This is a genomic window from Roseivirga ehrenbergii, assembly GCF_001593005.1.
Classification (GTDB): Bacteria; Bacteroidota; Bacteroidia; order Cytophagales; family Cyclobacteriaceae; genus Roseivirga; species Roseivirga ehrenbergii.
Genome location: NZ_LQZQ01000001.1, coordinates 258,114 through 275,178, shown reverse-complemented (window position 1 = coordinate 275,178; position 17,065 = coordinate 258,114). Strand labels below are relative to the sequence as shown.

The following is a 17,065-nucleotide window of genomic DNA, read 5'->3' as shown; positions in this document are numbered from 1 at the left end:
ACATGATTTAAAGAAAATGGAAAAGAGGTTCAGAATGAAAGGAATAACACAATGGGCATTGACTCGCATTTACTTAATGTTGCTGGTGTTTTTTGCAACCTCCTGCATTGAAGAAATAGATACGACCTCTTTTACATATGAAAAACTACTGGTGGTAGATGCCAATATTTCTGATCAGGCAAAAGCCCATGAAGTTCGTTTGTTTTACACCTCGCCCATCGATGGAGATGTGGATGATACCTTCAATGCTGCAACAGGCTCCACAGTTTGGGTAGAAGATAATCTGGGAGTTCGTACATACTTTACAGAACAAAGTTCGGGTAATTACCTTTCTTCAGCCTCTTTTGCTGGAGAAGCAGGAAAAAGTTATACACTTTTTATTACTACTCGTGAAGGAAAAAAATATCAATCATCAGTTGAAAAACTTGTACCTGCGCCTGAAATCACAGAGATTTATAATCGTTTTGCTGTTGAACCTGTTGGTCAAGAAGCTATTTCCATCCCAGGGGTTCAGTTTTTTATTGATGTAGAAGATGACAGTCAAAGCACCCAGTTTTATCGTTATGAATGGACTGATGCCCATCAAGTTATAGTTCCTTTTCCAAAAAAATATGAGACAACAATTATATACCCTGGTGGAATGTCAGATCCCATTTATATTCTTGATCCCTTTAATACTGATGTAAGCGAATGTTATAGAGAAAGTAAATTTGATGAAGTGGTATTAGCCTCGTCTGCTAGCAACAGTAATAGGGAACTACGTGAAATTCCAATCTTCTTTTCAGAAGCGTCCAATTTCGATGTCACTACCAAATATTCTATTGAAGTAACTCAACGGGCTATAAGTGTTCAGGCATATGGTTACTATCGAAAAATAGAACTGTTTAATGAATCCAATGGTTCATTGTTTGATAAACAGCATGGTGCAATTGTGGGGAATATTTTATCAATGGATTCACCAGACGAAAAAGTATTGGGTTATTTTGAGGTTTCTGGAGCGAGCAGCAAAAGAGTCTTTCTAGAGCCTTTTCAGTTAGATGAAAAAGTAATGGACTATGTAGTTCGCACTTGTGAAGAGTATGATGTCCTAGAGTTTGAAGGAGACCTGAATTCATTTTATAAAGCCAATGGCGTTCCAGAGATGTTGTTGGGAGACGAACTGGTAAAACGAGCTTTTTATGAAGTTTATGATTATGACCCACTTAATGACACGAAGTTTCTTGCCCACCGCCTTTGTATAGACTGTAGACATAGAGGTAGCCTCGAAAAACCAGAATGGTGGCAATAATATGAATTGAAAGAAATGTAGTTTTTCAATGTAGAGTTATTTCAATATGGCACTTCCAATCTTACATGATTTAAAGAAAATGAGAAAGAGGTTGAGAGTCAGAAGGAAAGGGGCATTGACTCGCATTTACTTAATGTTATTGGTGTTTTTTGCAACCTCCTGCATTGAAGAAATAGATACGACCTCTTTTACATATGAAAAACTACTGGTGGTAGATGCCAATATTTCTGATCAGGCAAAAGCCCATGAAGTACGTTTATTTTACACCTCGCCCATCGATGGAGATGTAGATGATACATTCAATGCCGCAACAGGCGCCACCGTTTGGGTAGAAGATAATCTGGGGGTTCGTACATACTTTACAGAACAAAGTTCAGGTAATTACCTTTCTTCAGCCACCTTTGCTGGAGAAGCGGGAAAAAGCTACACGCTTTTTATTACTACTCGTGAAGGAAAAAAATATCAATCATCAGTTGAAAAACTCGTACCTGCGCCTGAAATCACAGAAATTTATAATCGTTTTGTAATAGAATCAACGGGGCAAAAGGCAACTTCAACACCCGGGGTTCAGTTCTTTATTGATGTAGAAGATGCACAGCAAAGCACGCAGTTCTACCGTTATGAATGGACTGATGCCCATCAAGTTATAGTTCCTTTTACTAAAAAGTATGATGCCGTGTTTGCGGGTTGGGCAGGTTATGTGATTTCTCCATTTAACGAAGACGTTAAAGAATGCTACAGAGAAAACAGCTTCGATCATCTAATACTGGCCAACTCAGCCAGTAGTTCTAATGGCGAGTTACGCGAAATACCAATTAGGTTTTCAGCAGCGTCTGATTTCGATGTTACCTCTATGTACTCTATTGAAATAACGCAGCGTGCAGTCAGTGCCGAGGCATATAGTTATTACAGGAAAATCAAACTTTTCAACGAATCCAATGGTTCACTTTTCGATAAGCAGCAAGGTATTATTGTAGGAAATGTTTCATCAATAGACACTCCTGATGAGCAAGTACTTGGGTACTTTGAAGTTTCAGGAGCAAGCAGCAAGAGAATCTATATAGGGCCTTCTGAATTGGATGAAGAAGTTCTGGAATATGTAGTCAGACCATGTGAGAGATATTCTGAAATGGGATTTGAAGGTTCATTAAACACTTTTTATGAGGCTGAAGATCTTCCCGAAGACCAAAGAGGAGCAGTGATTCCTATTAGGGAACTTTACGAACTATACGATATAGAGCAAGGAACTGGAATGAAATTACTTGCCCATCGCCTTTGTTCTGACTGTAGAAAAAGAGGTAGTCTTGAAAAACCAGAATGGTGGCAATAGGCTTTTGCTGTTTTCTGCTACCTAATTCTATCTACCGACTTTACCAATTTTTCGTCTTTACGAATAAAACGGTTGGCCAATGCATTTAAAATTAAGGCTCCAGCAGGCAACATAAAGCCAAGGTGAAAACCGCCCTGCACTTGTGGCATTACGATCTCTTCAAATTGGTTTACCTTAAAAAAGCAAACACCTAAATAACTAACCATTAAAAGTGAGTTAAGTGCTCCCAATTTCATTTGGTTTAACCTATTATTGAACTGGAAAATAGAAAACAAAGCCACTAAAGAAGCCGCAACAGCCAATGCTGCTAAATACCAAGTACTTTCAGTTTGCGTGATTACATCGTCAGAAGAATCTTGAGGCATTTCCCCCATGTCAATTACTTTCATTTCCATAGGTGAAAATAAAATTCCCGTTGAAGTTTCAGGGTTTACTTCGCTCCAAATGTAAAAGGCCAAAACCATACCCATACAAATAGAAACGCCTAATAAAAGAATGCTCTGAATTCGCTGTATCATGTCTTTTTTGAATTATGGTGCAAATATAACCAAATCACTTTGAGTTGGAAGCCATTTAATTCATGAAGAATTAGGCTAATGATCTCCATCTAAAAGAATGTAGTTGATTTGTCTATTCTGGTAAATCTTTTCCTTGCTATTTAATTTGAGTTAAATTCGTGTCTCGAAAATCACAAACCCAAATTTGTTTATGGAAACTGCTTATATCGTTGATATCGTAAGAACCCCAGTAGGAAAATTCGGAGGCACATTGGCATCAGTTCGCCCTGATGATTTAGCGGCTCATGTTATTAAAGCTTTGATGGCACGAAACCCTTCTTTCGATCCTAAATTTGTGGAGGATGTGATTTTTGGAGCAGCCAATCAAGCTGGAGAAGATAACCGAAACGTGGCTAGAATGGCGCTACTTTTGGCTGGCTTACCTATTGAAACAGGTGGAGTTACCGTGAACCGTCTATGCGCTTCTGGGCTTCAGTCAATTATGGATGCTTCTCGCGCGTTGATGTTGGGCGAAGCGGGTGCGTATATCGCTGGCGGTGTAGAAAGTATGACGCGCGCTCCTTTCGTTTTGGGCAAATCTGAAACAGCATTTGGTAGGGCTACCGAAATGTATGATACTACAATTGGCTGGAGATTCATTAACCCCAAGCTTTCAGAGTTACACTATCCATACGGTATGGGCGAAACAGCTGAGAACGTAGCTGAAAAATGGAAAGTGAGCCGTGAAGCACAAGATGAATTTGCGCACCATACACAGTTGAAATATCAGGCGGCTCATGAGGCTGGAAAATTTAAAAATGAATTAGCACCAGTAGAAATTCCGCAACGAAAAGGTGATGCTATCATCTTTGATAAGGATGAACATCCTAGACTTTCTTCTGTAGAAAAACTAAGTACTTTAGCGCCTGCTTTTAGAAAAGGGGGCTCTGTTACAGCGGGCAATTCTTCAGGAATTAATGATGGAGCTGCCGCAAGTTTAATTGTGAATGAAGCCACTTTAAAGCAATTCAATTTACAGCCAATGGCGCGAGTAGTTTCTATGGCCATTGCAGGTGTTTCTCCTGACTGCATGGGTGTAGGGCCAATTCCGGCTACTCAAAAAGCATTAAAAAGAGCAGGACTTACTGCAAACGATATTGATTTGGCCGAGGTAAATGAAGCATTTGCGGCACAAGCCATCCCTTGTGTTCAAGAACTCGGGTTGAATCCGGACATTGTGAATGTAAACGGTGGATCAATTGCCATCGGTCACCCTCTAGGCGGAAGTGGAACTCGTATTTCGGCTACTTTGCTACACGAAATGCAGAAACGTGAAAACGTGAAATACGGCTTAGCAACCATGTGTATTGGTGTAGGTCAAGGCGCAGCCATTATTTACGAGAAACTGTAATTTAGAACTACTTCTGACTTCGGTCTTCCGACTTCGTGCTCAATGAGATACTTCATCGATATAAGCTACAAAGGGACCAGCTACCATGGTTGGCAAATCCAAAAGAATGCTCATACGCTTCAGGTTGAGATTGAGAACGCGCTTTTCAGATTATTAGGTGTCCAAACCCCCATTATGGCAAGTGGTAGAACGGATGCTGGTGTGCATGCTAAACAGCAAATTGCTCATTTCGATACCGCAGAAGCAATTGATATTGAACGATTGAAATATAGGCTGAATCGTTATTTTGCCCGCGATATTGTGATTAACAGCATTGTAGAAGTCAAACCCGATGCGCATGCAAGATTTAATGCTACCGAAAGGGCTTATGAATACTATGTAAACCAAAACAAGAACCCTTTTTTACAAGAGTTGAGTTATTACTTTCCCAAACCATTGAATGTAGATTTAATGAACCAAGCGGCCTCTAAATTATTGGGAGTTCAAGATTTTGAAAGCTTTAGCAAAGTAAAAACCGATGTGAATAACTTTATTTGTAACATAACCAGAGCGGAATGGCAAATCGAGAACGTTTCTTTGGTCTTTCACGTTACTGCCAACAGGTTTCTTAGGGGTATGGTGCGAGCCTTGGTCGGTACTTTGCTCGAAGTAGGCCTCGAAAAAATAACAGTAGAAGATTTTAAAAAAATTATAGAGCAAAAAGATCGAACTGCCGCAGGTGATGCAGCTCCACCAAAAGGCCTGTTTTTGTCGAAAGTTACGTATCCTAGTTCTATATATAGCAACTAATCCTTTGGAAAAAGAACAAGTTAAAAGCGGTAATATTGTTGATTTTAAAGTGCTTAAGCGGCTTTTCCGCTTCGCTAAGCCTTATCTTAAGCAATTTTATTTACTCGTATTTCTTACCGTTTTGCTCGCTGTTTTGGTACCTATCAGGCCATACATCGTGCAGCTTTCCATCGATACTTATGTGCCGCAAGGTGATTACGCAGGCCTAATGACCATGCTGATTATTTTGGTCATCCATTTGGTCGTTTTGGCCATTGTACAATACGCCCATACCTATCTTTCGGGCTGGGTGGGGCAAACCATTATTAAAGACATACGGATAAAACTTTACGAGCACCTTCTAAAACTGAAGTTGAAGTTTTTTGATAAAACTCCAATTGGAAGGTTGGTAACTCGAAATGTTTCGGATATTGAAACACTTTCAAATGTATTTAGCGAGGGTATTGCAGCCTTGATTGGCGACCTGCTTCAGCTCGTTTTCATCATGGGCTTTATGTTCTACCTCGATTGGCGATTAACGCTGATCAGTTTAGCCACTTTGCCGCTGCTTATTTTCAGTACCTACATTTTCAAAGAGAAAATCAAAGTCACTTTTAACGATGTTCGGAACGCAGTTTCTAACCTTAATTCTTATGTACAAGAGCATGTAACGGGAATGAACATTGTTCAGATTTTTAATGCCGAAGAACGCGAATACGATAAATTCAAAAAGATCAATAAGGAGCATGAAAAGGCACATATTAAGTCGGTGCTTTATTATGCTATCTATTTTCCCGTGGCAGAAATTATTCAAGCAGCGGCCATTGGTATGGTGGTTTGGTACGGTGCAAGGGGCATTTTGAATGACTCTGGTATTGGGCCTGGCCTTATCATTTCTTTCATTATGTATCTTCAAATGTTCTTCCGCCCAATAAGGATGATTGCCGATAGGTTTAACACCCTGCAAATGGGAATTGTAAGTTCGAACCGAATTTTTACACTTTTAGATAGCAATGAAAACATTGCCGATGAAGGCACTTATATGCCTGAAAAATTCAAAGGAGATGTGAAATTCAAGAAGGTTTGGTTTGCTTATAATGATGAAGAATACGTTTTAAAAGATATTTCTTTCGAAGTTAAAGAAGGAGAAACCATTGCTTTGGTGGGAGCAACGGGAGCTGGAAAATCTTCCATCATTAATCTTTTGAGCCGCTTTTATGAAATCAATAAAGGCACCATTGAAATTGACGGTCATGATTTGAAAGAATATGACCTTTCTGCTTTGCGTGAAAAAATAGGAGTGGTTTTGCAAGATGTTTTCTTGTTTTCAGATACCATTCGCTATAACATTACCATGGGTAACCCTGATATTTCGGATGAGAAAATTCAGGAAGCAGCAGCCTTGGTTGGTGCAAAAAAATTCATTGAAAGGCTGCCTGGTGGCTACGATTATAATGTAATGGAACGTGGCGCTACACTTTCTGTAGGTCAGCGCCAATTGATTTCATTTGTTCGCGCCATGGTCTACGATCCGCAAATCATAGTGCTCGATGAAGCCACTTCTTCTGTAGATTCAGAAACGGAGGAAATGATTCAGCATGCCATTGAAAAACTGATGACAGGAAGAACAGCTATTGTGATTGCGCATAGGCTTTCTACCATTCAGAATGCAGATAAAATAATCGTGCTCGATAAAGGAGAAATTAAGGAAGTTGGTAGCCACCAAGAACTTTTAGACAAAGGTGGATTCTACGCCAATTTGTATAAAATGCAGTACAAAGAAGTGAAAACAGTATAGATATGAAAAAGTATGTCATAATCGCTTTAGCGGTGGTGGTAATGGGTTTAGGTGTATTGTATGTGTATTTGGGTGGACTCAACAGTATTGAATACACAGTTGAAAATGTAAACAATTACCATCTAGTGGGTAGAATGTTCCAAGGCCAAGCAGATGCCAAAGAAATTGAGGATTACTTTTTTGAGGCCAAAGATTTTGCCATTGGGGGCATTATTGACGGTGAATTGACCATTCTACATTACAACGATACCACTTTAGCGAAAAAGGAGATCAAACTTTTTATTGGGGTTTTACTCAATAACGCAGCCGATACACTTGATTTACCTGCTGGTTATGCCTTAGTAAAAGTGCCTGCCCAAAAAGCAATTCGCGCCACTATTCTTGCGAACAATGCGGTAATTCCTGGTCCAGAAACCATCGAGGCTAAATTGAAAGAAAAGGCAGAAAAAACTGGACTCACCCCTCAATCCTTTACAATCGAAAAATACCTTTCTGAAACGGAAATGGTAATTGATATGCCAGTGAAGAATTAAGCTTTCCGCAGCTTTTAATCCACCTCTTCCTGCTGTAACTGCTTATCGTAAAGCTCTTTGTACACCCCGTTTTTGGCAAGTAGGGTTTCGTTGGTGCCTTGTTCTATGATTTCACCATCGTCTAGTACAATGATTTTATCGGCCAGTTTGGCTGATGAAACACGGTGAGAAATAATGACCGAAGTCCTACCTTTCATTATTCGTTGAAGGCTATTAAGAATCGTGTTTTCGGTATTGGTATCCACAGCCGAAAGTGCATCATCCATAATCAAGATTTTAGGATTCCGCACAATAGCCCTGGCAATGGATGCCCTTTGTTTTTGTCCACCAGAAAGTGTGATTCCACGTTCGCCTAGCATGGTTTCAAAACCTTTCGGGAAATCCATAATGTTTTCATACAAATCAGCATCTTTAGCGGCCTGAATAATCTCTTCTTTAGAAATGTTGTCCGCACCAAAAGCAATGTTACTTCCAATAGAATCGCTAAAAAGGAAGACATCTTGTGGCACATAGCCCGTTTGAGACCTTAATTTCGAAAGGCGATAATCTTTAATGCTACGGCCGTCAATAGATATTTCGCCACCTGTGGCATCATACATTCTTCCAATCAAATTGGCAATGGTGCTTTTACCAGAACCCGTAGTGCCAATAATGGCAATCGACTCTCCGGCTTTCACCTCAAAGCTGATATTCTTCAAGGCCTTAGTGCCAGAATCTGCATAGGTAAAGCTTACATTTTCAAATTTGATATTCCCATTCAACTCTACATCTAAGTTCTTTTCAGAAACTATATCATTTTTCTCTTTCAAGAATTCGTTGATTCTCTTTTGCGATGCAGCAGCCATTTGGATAATACTGGTGATCCAGCCCAAGGCAGTTACTGGCCAAGTGAGCATGTTTACATAAATCACAAATTCGGCTATGTTACCATAACTGATCTTTCCATCGATAACTTGATTACCGCCCACATAAATGGTAAGGATAACGCTCAGGCCAATCAAAGCCATAATTAAGGGGTGAAAAAGCGAGTTAACGAAAACTAGTCGAAGCGATTTGTGCTTATAATTTTCGCTTTCTTTCAAGAAGTTTTTAACGGAATCCTTCTCGCGTACAAAAGCCTTGATTACACGTATTCCGGAGAATGCTTCTTGCGTAAAGGTAGACATACTCGAAAGGCTCTGCTGAATTTCTTCCGACCTTTTGTTGATCACATTATTCACGAAGTAAATGCTTACAGAAAGTAAAGGAAGTGGCAATAGTGCGTAAAAAGTGAGTTCTGCATTCACTTTCAGCATTTCGTAAATTACCATGGGGAAGAGCACGAGCAGGTTAATGCCATACATAATTCCAGGCCCCAAATACATGCGCACACGACTCACATCTTCCGAAATACGGTTCATTAAGTCGCCTGTATTATTCTTTCTGTAAAAGCTAAGCGGTAGATTTTGGTATTGAACATAGACTTCGTTCTTCAAGTCGTATTCAATTTTTCTAGACATTACAATAATGGTTTGCCGAACCAAAAAGAGAAAGAAACCTCTAAGTAAAGCCATTACAAGAATGATGATTCCGAGAATAACCACCCCAACTTCAAGCTTATTGAAAAGAGTACCGCCCAAGCTGCCCCCTTCAAAAACATGATAAAGCGCAAAACTCTCTGTAACATAATCAATTGCGTAGCGCACCACCTTGGCAGGCCAAATGGCGAAATAGTTAGATACGATCAAAAAGATGATTCCTAAAACAAGAAGCAGCTTATACTTGAGAAGGTATTTATTAAGGTGGCTTAGTTCTTTCACGTTTTGCTTAACAGAACAGGTTGCAATAAGGTTGCCTGTCGTCAGTTATTCTTTAGAATTCTTCACTTTTTCGCTTACTTTTGCCCACCAGTAGAAAAGGCCAAATCAGCGAAGGATGTGGCAAATATAACTTAAACTACAAATTGACAATAATGGTAGAGGTAAACGGAACAGAAAAAGTGGGGAGCATCTCAATTTTCGAACAAGCTGCCAAGCTAGGCCATGAGCAAGTGGTTTTTTGCCACGATGAACCAACTGGTTTAAAAGCAATCATCGGTATTCATAACACAGTATTGGGTCCAGCCTTAGGCGGAACCCGTATGTGGAACTACGCAACTGAAGAAGAAGCAGCCATAGATGTTTTAAGGCTTTCAAGAGGAATGACCTACAAGGCGGCCATATCTGGGCTTAATCTTGGTGGTGGAAAAGCTGTAATTATTGGCGATCCTGCTAAATTAAAGAATGAAGCGTTTCTTCGCAGGTTCGGTAAGTTTGTAGACAGCCTAAATGGTAAATACATCACTGCCGAAGACATGAATATGAAAACCAGCGATATGGAGCATATCGGTATGGAAACAAAACATGTAACTGGTTTACCTGTTGAAATGGGCGGTAGTGGAGACCCTTCTCCGGTTACAGCTTATGGTGTTTATGTTGGTATGAAAGCCGCAGCAAAAAAAGCATATGGTTCTGATTCGCTAGCGGGTAAGAAAATATCTGTTCAAGGTGTTGGTCAAGTAGGAATGTACTTGGTTGAGCATTTAACAAAAGAAGGTGCTCAAGTTTTCATGACAGACATCAACCAAGACAGGTTGAAAATGGTTTCTGAGAAAACAGGTGCAACCGTAGTAGGAATGGATGAGATTTACGGTTTAGACGTAGATATATATGCACCATGTGCTATGGGAGCAACCATTAATGACGACACACTTTCGAAACTTAAATGCTCAGTAATCGCTGGAGCAGCTAACAACCAGTTGAAAGATGAAGCACGTCACGGCAATATGCTCATCGAAAAGGGTATCGTTTACGCTCCTGATTTTGTAATAAATGCGGGTGGTATTATAAACATAACTGGCGAACTTAGAGGTTCGTATAGTAAAGACTTGGCTTATATGTGGACTGAGAAAATTTACGACACATGCACTAGTATTCTAGCGAAAGCCGATCAAGACGGAATCCCTTCTCAAAAAGCAGCCATGTTATTGGCTGAAAAGAGAATTGAAGACGTAGGTAGAGTTAAACTTTCATATTAATATAATGCAAGGGAGTTGTTAAAACTCCCTTCTACTTTTTATTTTTACCGTTCTTTAAAATTTTGAAATGCTTAACAGGAGATCACTAAGAGTAAAAGCGATGCAGTCATTATTCGCTTATGGTCAATGCAAAGAAGCTAACTATAACCTAGGTTTGGCTGAAATTGATGAGGCTTTCCTACCCGACTTAAACTCGATGGAAGTTCAAGACCGTGATTTACTAAAAACACAAAGGCAGCAATGTAAGCGTGTTTATGCCAATAAAATCAATGGTACGGCATTAGATCCATCTGAGGTAATCGCAGAGGTAGCCCAGAAAGAGGCAAACAAGGCTTATAAAAGCTATTTGGCAAGCCAAAAAAAGGATTTCGATCATATGCTGTCTTCTATGATTCTCGATGCAGAATCTTTAGTAGATCGATTCTTAGAAGTAGTAAGCTTGCTAATTGCATGGTCTGACTACTCAAAGGTAGAAGCAGATAAAAAATCTAAACTTTCTCCTGAAAAGCTCATTGTGGGCGATTATAACTTTTCTAAAAACAAGGTGATTGAGTTTTTTAGAAACTCTTCAAAGGTTCAGGTAGCCTTGGTGAAAAGAAACATCGGGTGGGAAGACGAAGAAGAGAATGTAAAGAACTGGTACAAAGAAGTTCTGAAAAAGGATGAGGTGTACAACGAATACCGTAGAACAGCCAATCCTTCATTTGAAGAGGATAAAGCAATTGTAGACCACATTGTTAAGCAGGAGGTTTTTAAAATTGATATGATTTTATCCTTCTTCGAAGAAAGAGATATTTTCTGGCAAGAGAACAAGGCAATTGCTCGTAGTTTGGTGAGTCGCTCCATTCGCGACCTCGAAGAAACCAGCTCGCCAAAAGAGTTTGACCTGCCAGATTTCTCTAACAACTGGGAAGAGGATAAATCCTTTTTCGAGAAAATATTTAGATCAGCTGTAGAAAACGATGAAGAATACAGCAAAATTATTGGTGCAAAAACAAAGAATTGGGAAGTTGACAGGTTGGCAATTACCGACCAAATCATACTCAAAATGGCAATTGCCGAAATGCTGAATTTCCAAAGTATACCTGTAAAGGTTACTATAAATGAGTATATTGAGCTTTCGAAAAACTACAGTACTCCAAAGAGTAAACAATTCATAAACGGAATACTTGATGTGATCAGTGTAGAACTAAAAACATCAGGAATGTTGAAAAAGAGTGGTAGAGGTTTAATGGATAATAAATAAACATTAATGGGTAAAGGATCAAGCAACGTATTAGCATTTGTAATTGGCGCAGCCACGGGTGCTATTTTGGGTATTTTGTATGCCCCAGATAAAGGATCGAACACAAGAGACAAACTTTCGTATCAGCTAGATAAGTATAAGAAACAGCTAGAGGATTTATTGGAAGATCTTATCAACGGAAAACATGAAATTGCCTCTGAAGCTAAAGCTGAAGGAGAAAAAGTGGTTTCTGAAGCACGTTTGAAAGCAGAACAATTATTAACGGATGTAGACAATCTGATAGGTCAGATTAAGTCTGGAGACAAAAACTAAATATAGAATTATGAAAACTAAATTATCTCTATTGAGTTTAGTAGCGTTGTTTTTTATCGCATCTTCTTGCGGTAATGCCGACATGGAAAAGCGACTGGCTACTTTGGAAAGAAGAGTCAATCAACTTGAGAATGGCGGTGTAGTAAGAAATAACGGTACGTTACCAGCTCAAACTGTAGTGAATAGCCCAGAACAAAACCTTAGTGCTAATGCAGCCTTTAAGTGGGATCAAACACTTTATAACTTTGGTACAATTCAGCAAGGAGAAGTGGTGAATCATACATTTAAATTCACAAACTCTGGAACTGAGCCATTGTCTATTCAAAGCGCGTCTGCTTCATGTGGTTGTACAGTACCTAGTTATTCTAGAGAGCCAATTGCGCCAGGAGGAACAGGTGAGATTGTTGTTAGATTTGACAGTAAAGGAAAAACTGGCCAGCAAAGCCCTGTGATTACCATTGTAGCCAATACCAATCCTAAACAAACTAGATTAAGCTTAAGAGGTTTTGTTCAAACATCTACAGCTCCATAATTTTTAAATAACACAATGTTAGAAGGTATTTTATTACAAGCCAACGCACCTGCTGGTGGAGGTTGGATGCAACAGTTGCTTCTTTTTGGAGGTATTGCTTTAGTGTTCTATTTCTTTATGATTAGACCACAACAGAAGAAGCAAAAAGACCAGAAGAACTTTATTAATGACATAAAAAAGGGTGATAGAATTGTTACTATTGGTGGTGTTCACGGAAGAATAGCCGAAATGGATGAAGACACTATTACCTTGGATGTTGAGAAAGGGGCAAAAATCAAGTTTGAAAAAAGTGCCATTTCTTTAGAAGCAAGTAAAAAAGTGGCCGGTAAAGCTTAAGTGTGATTGAAAAGTGCTGAAGAAATAATTGAAATTCTAAAAAGGTCTTTCAACACGCCCAGTACAAAGGACGAAAAATTGAAGGTGGTAGTATTATGCATAATAATATCTACCACCTTTTGGTTTTTTAGTGCCTTAAATAAATCAGATTACGTTACCCAAATTAACTACCCCATTAAGGTAGTTTACAACGACTCTCTTTACGTAGCCTTGTCAGAAATTCCAGATAAGCTTCCGCTTGAAGTTACTGGCGGAGGTTGGGACTTAATGACCCGTTCTTTTGGTTTTAGTATGAGTCCGTTGGTTATAGAATTAGACAACCCCATTCGAGATAATTACCGATTGGCCAATAACTTGAGGCAAGACATTGCTCCTCAATTGGATCCAGTTTCGATTAATTATATTCTTAAAGACTCGCTAATATTTAACCTTGATGAGCGCGCTACAATCGATGTGGAAGTGGTATTCGACTCCACCCAGATTAAGCTAGCTCCAAACAGGAAAGTCACTTCTCCCATTTTAGTGGAGCCCAATCGTTTGAGCATTACTGGACCTAAAAGTATGTTGGACACAATTAAACGACCTATCATAATCAGTGCTGGAGACTCAGAGTTTAGTAAAAATGTAGACCAAAAATTCAGCATAAAAAACTTTGGCACAGACTTAATATCTACCAACATAGAGGAAATAACGGTGAAGTTTGAGGTTACTGAGCTTATCAGAAGAGAAGTGGAGCTTCCTATAAGCTCAATTAATTTTAAGAGCACAAACGATTCAATTGAGCCTAACCGGGTGATTGTTTCTTACCAGATTTTGGCCAATGAAACTCGTAGCGTGGATTCACTCAATTTGATATTAGCTGCGGATTATGTAAATCTGAAAAATAGCGATAATACTATTCCTATTAGGGTTGCAAAGAAACCTCCTTTCATTCTGAATCTTGAGTTATCTCAAAGCAGTGTTAAATTGAAAGACAATGACTGATTCGCTGATTGTTGGAGTAACAGGAGGGATAGGCTCTGGCAAAACCACTGTGTGTAAAATTTTCCATCAGCTGGGTGTACCTATTTATTTCGCAGACGATCGTGGTAAATACCTCTTAAGCAATGATGAGTTGCTTAAGAGTCAGGTGATGGATTTGTTTGGTGCAGAAAGCTATTTACCTGACGGTTTGCTTAATAGAAGCTTTTTGGCAAATAGGGTTTTTTCAAATACAGAAGAGTTGAGTAAGTTAAATGGCTTAGTTCATCCGGCCGTGGCAAAGGATTTTTTACAATGGGCGAATAATCAAAATGCTAAGGTGCTGATTAAAGAAGCTGCATTGTTAATCGAAAACGGATCTTATACAGCATTAAATAAATTGATCTCTGTACTTGCTCCTGAGGATGTTCGAATAAACCGTGTGCTTATGCGTGATATACAAAGAGATAAAGCACAGGTGTTAGACATCATGAGTAATCAAGTTGATGATAAGGGAAGAAGAGAAGTGTCGGATTATTTAATTGATAATGGAGGTAGTAAATTACTAATTCCTCAGGTACTCAAAATCCATAAAGAACTTCAGCTTATTAAGAGTTGACAAAAGAAGGTAAGGAAATTTGATCCGCATAGAACTTCATTCTGCTATGCGAAAAGTCGAGTAAGTCTATTTTTTCAATCTTGTCTAATTTGTGGTTATAGAATACCTCTAGGTAATAATCTTGAAGCAAATAGAGGTTTACTTTGTAGCCATAATAGCGAATACCAACAATAAACTTACCATTTTGATAAAGTTCTTTTACCTGTTCATGGGTGTTCAATTGTAAGAAATCGAAAAAGGTATTTGCCATAACCCAATATAATCAATTCATAGAAATCGAATGATCTTAGGTATGTAAAGTGTGAAATAATCTACTGTCTTCTGGAATTATAGTTTTGTAGATAAACACATAGGAACCTTTCGATGAGTAATCATTATAAGGCGATTTAATAACGTTTGGAGACTTGTTTAACTTACGCAAGGTTTCCATGGCATCTTTAAAGCTTTCGTTGTTCCAGTATCGCCAATGCTTACATGTCATATCGTGGCGAACAGTAGATTCGATATTAAGTAGATTCTCGGCATTGGTAACTCCGATATTCCAAATTAGATGCTGTTTTGTATAGAACGTATTGCCGTCAATCCATTCCTTTATTTTTTGAGCACAGTGGAGGCTTTGAGGCGATTGAAAAACGTCCGATATAGTCAGAGCTGTATTCATAGGTTGGGCCTAATTAATGGTACTAATAAAATGAGTCTCTCTATGTTAGTAGTATGGGCACTAACATAATGGGAATTAACAGGTTAAAAAGTTAAATATCAACTATTTATAGACTTAATTTATAGGTGGTCTATTCTTTGAAATCCACCATCTGTTATCTGGGCTATGTTTTCAGCAAAGAATAGTTTCCCAATAACATTTAGTTGAGGGTATAAAATTCTAAAAATTGGATGAACGGAGACCTTCGACTTAAACTTTAGTTGTTTTTAACTATTTCCTTTTATACCTTCATATTCGTAAACAAAGTCATTTTCTGAGTTTACAAATGAACAGAGACACATCTATATTGAACTTCTTAGAGAAGTTGGCTTCCTTCCTTAATATACAAGGGTGCTTTTGGTATATACATGCCTATCCTTAATCTGTAGTTTAAACTGTTTTGCATGAGAGCTCTGAGCCAATCGAATTTTTTGAAAATAATCGAAGGAAAAGATTACGATTTTCTCATTAATGGATTTGCATTCAGCTTAAAGGAATCTGTTCATTTATCCAATGGCCAATTTCACTCTCCACACATATATCATTTTAAAAATTGTAGATTCCCTGAGTTGGTGGTCTCAGAATCAGATATTTCATCACACTGGATTTTTGAAAACTGTCAGTTTAATGAAGTGGCAATTGAATCTAGTAGAGTAGCCAATATTGAGTTTGAGAATTGTGTGATTAGTGATTTGGTGTACAAATTCAATCCAGATGCTGGAGCTTTAAGAATACATGCCTGTAAGATCGATCATTTAGAATACCTCTCAAATTCTAAATTCCACTCCCTCCATATTGGATGTAATAACCTCTTGGACAAGGTGAATATTCTAAATAATGGAATTGACAACACAAGCACATCGGAGTTTTATTTGTGCCCAGAAAAATTTAATGCCATAAGGGTTGAGAGGCTAACAGCATCTAAAATGGAAATAGGAACGTTTGGAGAGTATTCAAATTTGTTCTTGAATGAAATTCACGCAGATCATTTATTGTTGAGAAACTGTCACAGTAAAAATTCGAAGGTTGTTTTTAAAAAGATTAAGCCGAAAAGTGAGAGCGGAGGGCTACTTCAATTATTAGATTCAACAATTGGTGCTTCTGTGTTCGAGGATGACTTTTTTAAATCTTTCTTCTCAGTAGAATATAAGAACAGCACCATCGATAATTATGCTCTGTAAAACCCTTGATTTTTTGCACTTTGAATAATTCTTATTATCCAAGCTCTAATAATGAGTAAACTTACATGGATATTTTTAAGCCCTCTCTCTTCATTCGTACTGAGAATAATTTATCTATATATCGTTATAATTTCATTCAAACAAAGAGTTTTATAATATAATTCGGTTATACTAATAGTAGAATTAAAAATTGTTATACTATTGATGCTGAGTGGAATAGAAATCATATATTCGGGTCTAAACACTAAACCCTACATTATGAAAAAGTTAACCATTCTATTTGTGTTTGTATTATTTGCTATGGGCTGCGCTGACAACATGGACACTGTTCCACAACCTGTCGATCCAGATACTACTATTGATGTGAACTTGGATAGCCCTAAAAACTCAACTCCTGAAGAAGAAGAAGATAAAACTGCTAAGGGGCCAAGGCTACCTAAGACTAACGGTTAAGCCTTTTAATCAATAAGGCTTTTTGTATTTATGCCTTTTTGTTTTG

Annotated in this window: 19 protein-coding genes; 15 read left to right on the top strand and 4 right to left on the bottom strand. The window is 38.4% G+C overall.

The window, feature by feature from the left end; genetic code table 11:
- Positions 1 to 34 precede the first annotated feature (34 nt).
- Both MB14_RS01285 and MB14_RS01280 read left to right on the top strand, forming a co-directional pair.
- Complete coding sequence (locus MB14_RS01285) at positions 35 to 1,288, top strand: DUF4249 domain-containing protein (RefSeq protein ID WP_172796093.1); 1,254 nt, start codon at positions 35 to 37, stop codon at positions 1,286 to 1,288.
- 46 nt (positions 1,289 to 1,334) lie between these two features.
- Positions 1,335 to 2,618 (top strand): DUF4249 domain-containing protein, encoded by a 1,284-nt coding sequence (locus MB14_RS01280; protein WP_062587855.1) that lies wholly within the window; start codon positions 1,335 to 1,337, stop codon positions 2,616 to 2,618.
- Positions 2,619 to 2,635: 17 nt separating this feature from the next.
- On the opposite strand, the gene MB14_RS01275 is transcribed toward MB14_RS01280, so the two are convergent.
- Positions 2,636 to 3,136: a DUF4293 domain-containing protein gene (locus MB14_RS01275; RefSeq protein WP_062587853.1), complete on the bottom strand. Its 501-nt coding sequence runs from the start codon at positions 3,134 to 3,136 to the stop codon at positions 2,636 to 2,638.
- Positions 3,137 to 3,326: 190 nt separating this feature from the next.
- On the opposite strand from MB14_RS01275, the gene MB14_RS01270 reads away from it, so the two are divergent.
- From MB14_RS01270 to MB14_RS01255, 4 genes are read left to right on the top strand one after another with little or no spacing between them, the layout of a single operon-like run.
- The gene (locus MB14_RS01270; RefSeq protein WP_062587850.1) at positions 3,327 to 4,526 is read left to right on the top strand and encodes an acetyl-CoA C-acyltransferase; all 1,200 of its coding nucleotides are present in this window, start codon (positions 3,327 to 3,329) and stop codon (positions 4,524 to 4,526) included.
- A 42-nt stretch (positions 4,527 to 4,568) separates the two neighbouring features.
- Positions 4,569 to 5,315 (top strand): tRNA pseudouridine(38-40) synthase TruA, encoded by a 747-nt coding sequence (truA, locus tag MB14_RS01265; RefSeq protein WP_062587848.1) that lies wholly within the window; start codon positions 4,569 to 4,571, stop codon positions 5,313 to 5,315.
- 4 nt (positions 5,316 to 5,319) lie between these two features.
- Positions 5,320 to 7,092 (top strand): ABC transporter ATP-binding protein, encoded by a 1,773-nt coding sequence (locus MB14_RS01260; protein ID WP_062587846.1) that lies wholly within the window; start codon positions 5,320 to 5,322, stop codon positions 7,090 to 7,092.
- A 2-nt stretch (positions 7,093 to 7,094) separates the two neighbouring features.
- Positions 7,095 to 7,625, top strand: coding sequence for a hypothetical protein (locus MB14_RS01255; protein ID WP_132644096.1), 531 nt, complete (start codon positions 7,095 to 7,097; stop codon positions 7,623 to 7,625).
- Between the two features lie 14 nt (positions 7,626 to 7,639).
- Here MB14_RS01255 and MB14_RS01250 read toward each other — a convergent pair whose 3' ends face one another.
- A complete protein-coding gene (locus MB14_RS01250; protein ID WP_062587842.1) occupies positions 7,640 to 9,424 on the bottom strand; it encodes an ABC transporter ATP-binding protein in 1,785 nt (594 codons plus the stop codon).
- A 152-nt stretch (positions 9,425 to 9,576) separates the two neighbouring features.
- On the opposite strand from MB14_RS01250, the gene MB14_RS01245 reads away from it, so the two are divergent.
- The 7 genes from MB14_RS01245 to coaE all read left to right on the top strand — a co-directional run bounded on the left by MB14_RS01245 (position 9,577) and on the right by coaE (position 14,685).
- Complete coding sequence (locus tag MB14_RS01245; RefSeq protein WP_062588163.1) at positions 9,577 to 10,680, top strand: Glu/Leu/Phe/Val dehydrogenase dimerization domain-containing protein; 1,104 nt, start codon at positions 9,577 to 9,579, stop codon at positions 10,678 to 10,680.
- A gap of 100 nt (positions 10,681 to 10,780) precedes the next feature.
- Positions 10,781 to 11,926 carry a transcription antitermination factor NusB gene (gene nusB, locus MB14_RS01240; protein WP_062587840.1) on the top strand — a complete coding sequence of 382 codons (1,146 nt, stop codon included), beginning with the start codon at positions 10,781 to 10,783 and terminating at the stop codon, positions 11,924 to 11,926.
- A 6-nt stretch (positions 11,927 to 11,932) separates the two neighbouring features.
- Positions 11,933 to 12,238: a YtxH domain-containing protein gene (locus MB14_RS01235; RefSeq protein WP_062587837.1), complete on the top strand. Its 306-nt coding sequence runs from the start codon at positions 11,933 to 11,935 to the stop codon at positions 12,236 to 12,238.
- A 10-nt stretch (positions 12,239 to 12,248) separates the two neighbouring features.
- Positions 12,249 to 12,770, top strand: coding sequence for a DUF1573 domain-containing protein (locus MB14_RS01230; protein ID WP_084375911.1), 522 nt, complete (start codon positions 12,249 to 12,251; stop codon positions 12,768 to 12,770).
- A 15-nt stretch (positions 12,771 to 12,785) separates the two neighbouring features.
- The gene (gene yajC, locus MB14_RS01225) at positions 12,786 to 13,106 is read left to right on the top strand and encodes a preprotein translocase subunit YajC (RefSeq protein ID WP_053223637.1); all 321 of its coding nucleotides are present in this window, start codon (positions 12,786 to 12,788) and stop codon (positions 13,104 to 13,106) included.
- A gap of 6 nt (positions 13,107 to 13,112) precedes the next feature.
- Positions 13,113 to 14,090 (top strand): YbbR-like domain-containing protein, encoded by a 978-nt coding sequence (locus tag MB14_RS01220; RefSeq protein ID WP_062587833.1) that lies wholly within the window; start codon positions 13,113 to 13,115, stop codon positions 14,088 to 14,090.
- Positions 14,083 to 14,685 carry a dephospho-CoA kinase gene (gene coaE, locus MB14_RS01215; protein WP_062587832.1) on the top strand — a complete coding sequence of 201 codons (603 nt, stop codon included), beginning with the start codon at positions 14,083 to 14,085 and terminating at the stop codon, positions 14,683 to 14,685. Before MB14_RS01220 ends, coaE begins: the two co-directional genes overlap by 8 nt.
- Here coaE and MB14_RS01210 read toward each other — a convergent pair.
- On the bottom strand, positions 14,675 to 14,935 hold the full coding sequence (locus MB14_RS01210; protein ID WP_062587830.1) for a hypothetical protein: 261 nt from the start codon (positions 14,933 to 14,935) through the stop codon (positions 14,675 to 14,677). The genes coaE and MB14_RS01210 overlap by 11 nt on opposite strands.
- A gap of 36 nt (positions 14,936 to 14,971) precedes the next feature.
- The gene (locus MB14_RS01205) at positions 14,972 to 15,346 is read right to left on the bottom strand and encodes a hypothetical protein (RefSeq protein ID WP_062587828.1); all 375 of its coding nucleotides are present in this window, start codon (positions 15,344 to 15,346) and stop codon (positions 14,972 to 14,974) included.
- Positions 15,347 to 15,789: 443 nt separating this feature from the next.
- Between MB14_RS01205 and MB14_RS01200 the strand changes: the two genes are divergently transcribed.
- Both MB14_RS01200 and MB14_RS01195 read left to right on the top strand, forming a co-directional pair.
- Complete coding sequence (locus tag MB14_RS01200; protein ID WP_062587826.1) at positions 15,790 to 16,566, top strand: hypothetical protein; 777 nt, start codon at positions 15,790 to 15,792, stop codon at positions 16,564 to 16,566.
- Between the two features lie 258 nt (positions 16,567 to 16,824).
- The gene (locus MB14_RS01195) at positions 16,825 to 17,019 is read left to right on the top strand and encodes a hypothetical protein (RefSeq protein ID WP_132644095.1); all 195 of its coding nucleotides are present in this window, start codon (positions 16,825 to 16,827) and stop codon (positions 17,017 to 17,019) included.
- Positions 17,020 to 17,065: the final 46 nt, after the last annotated feature.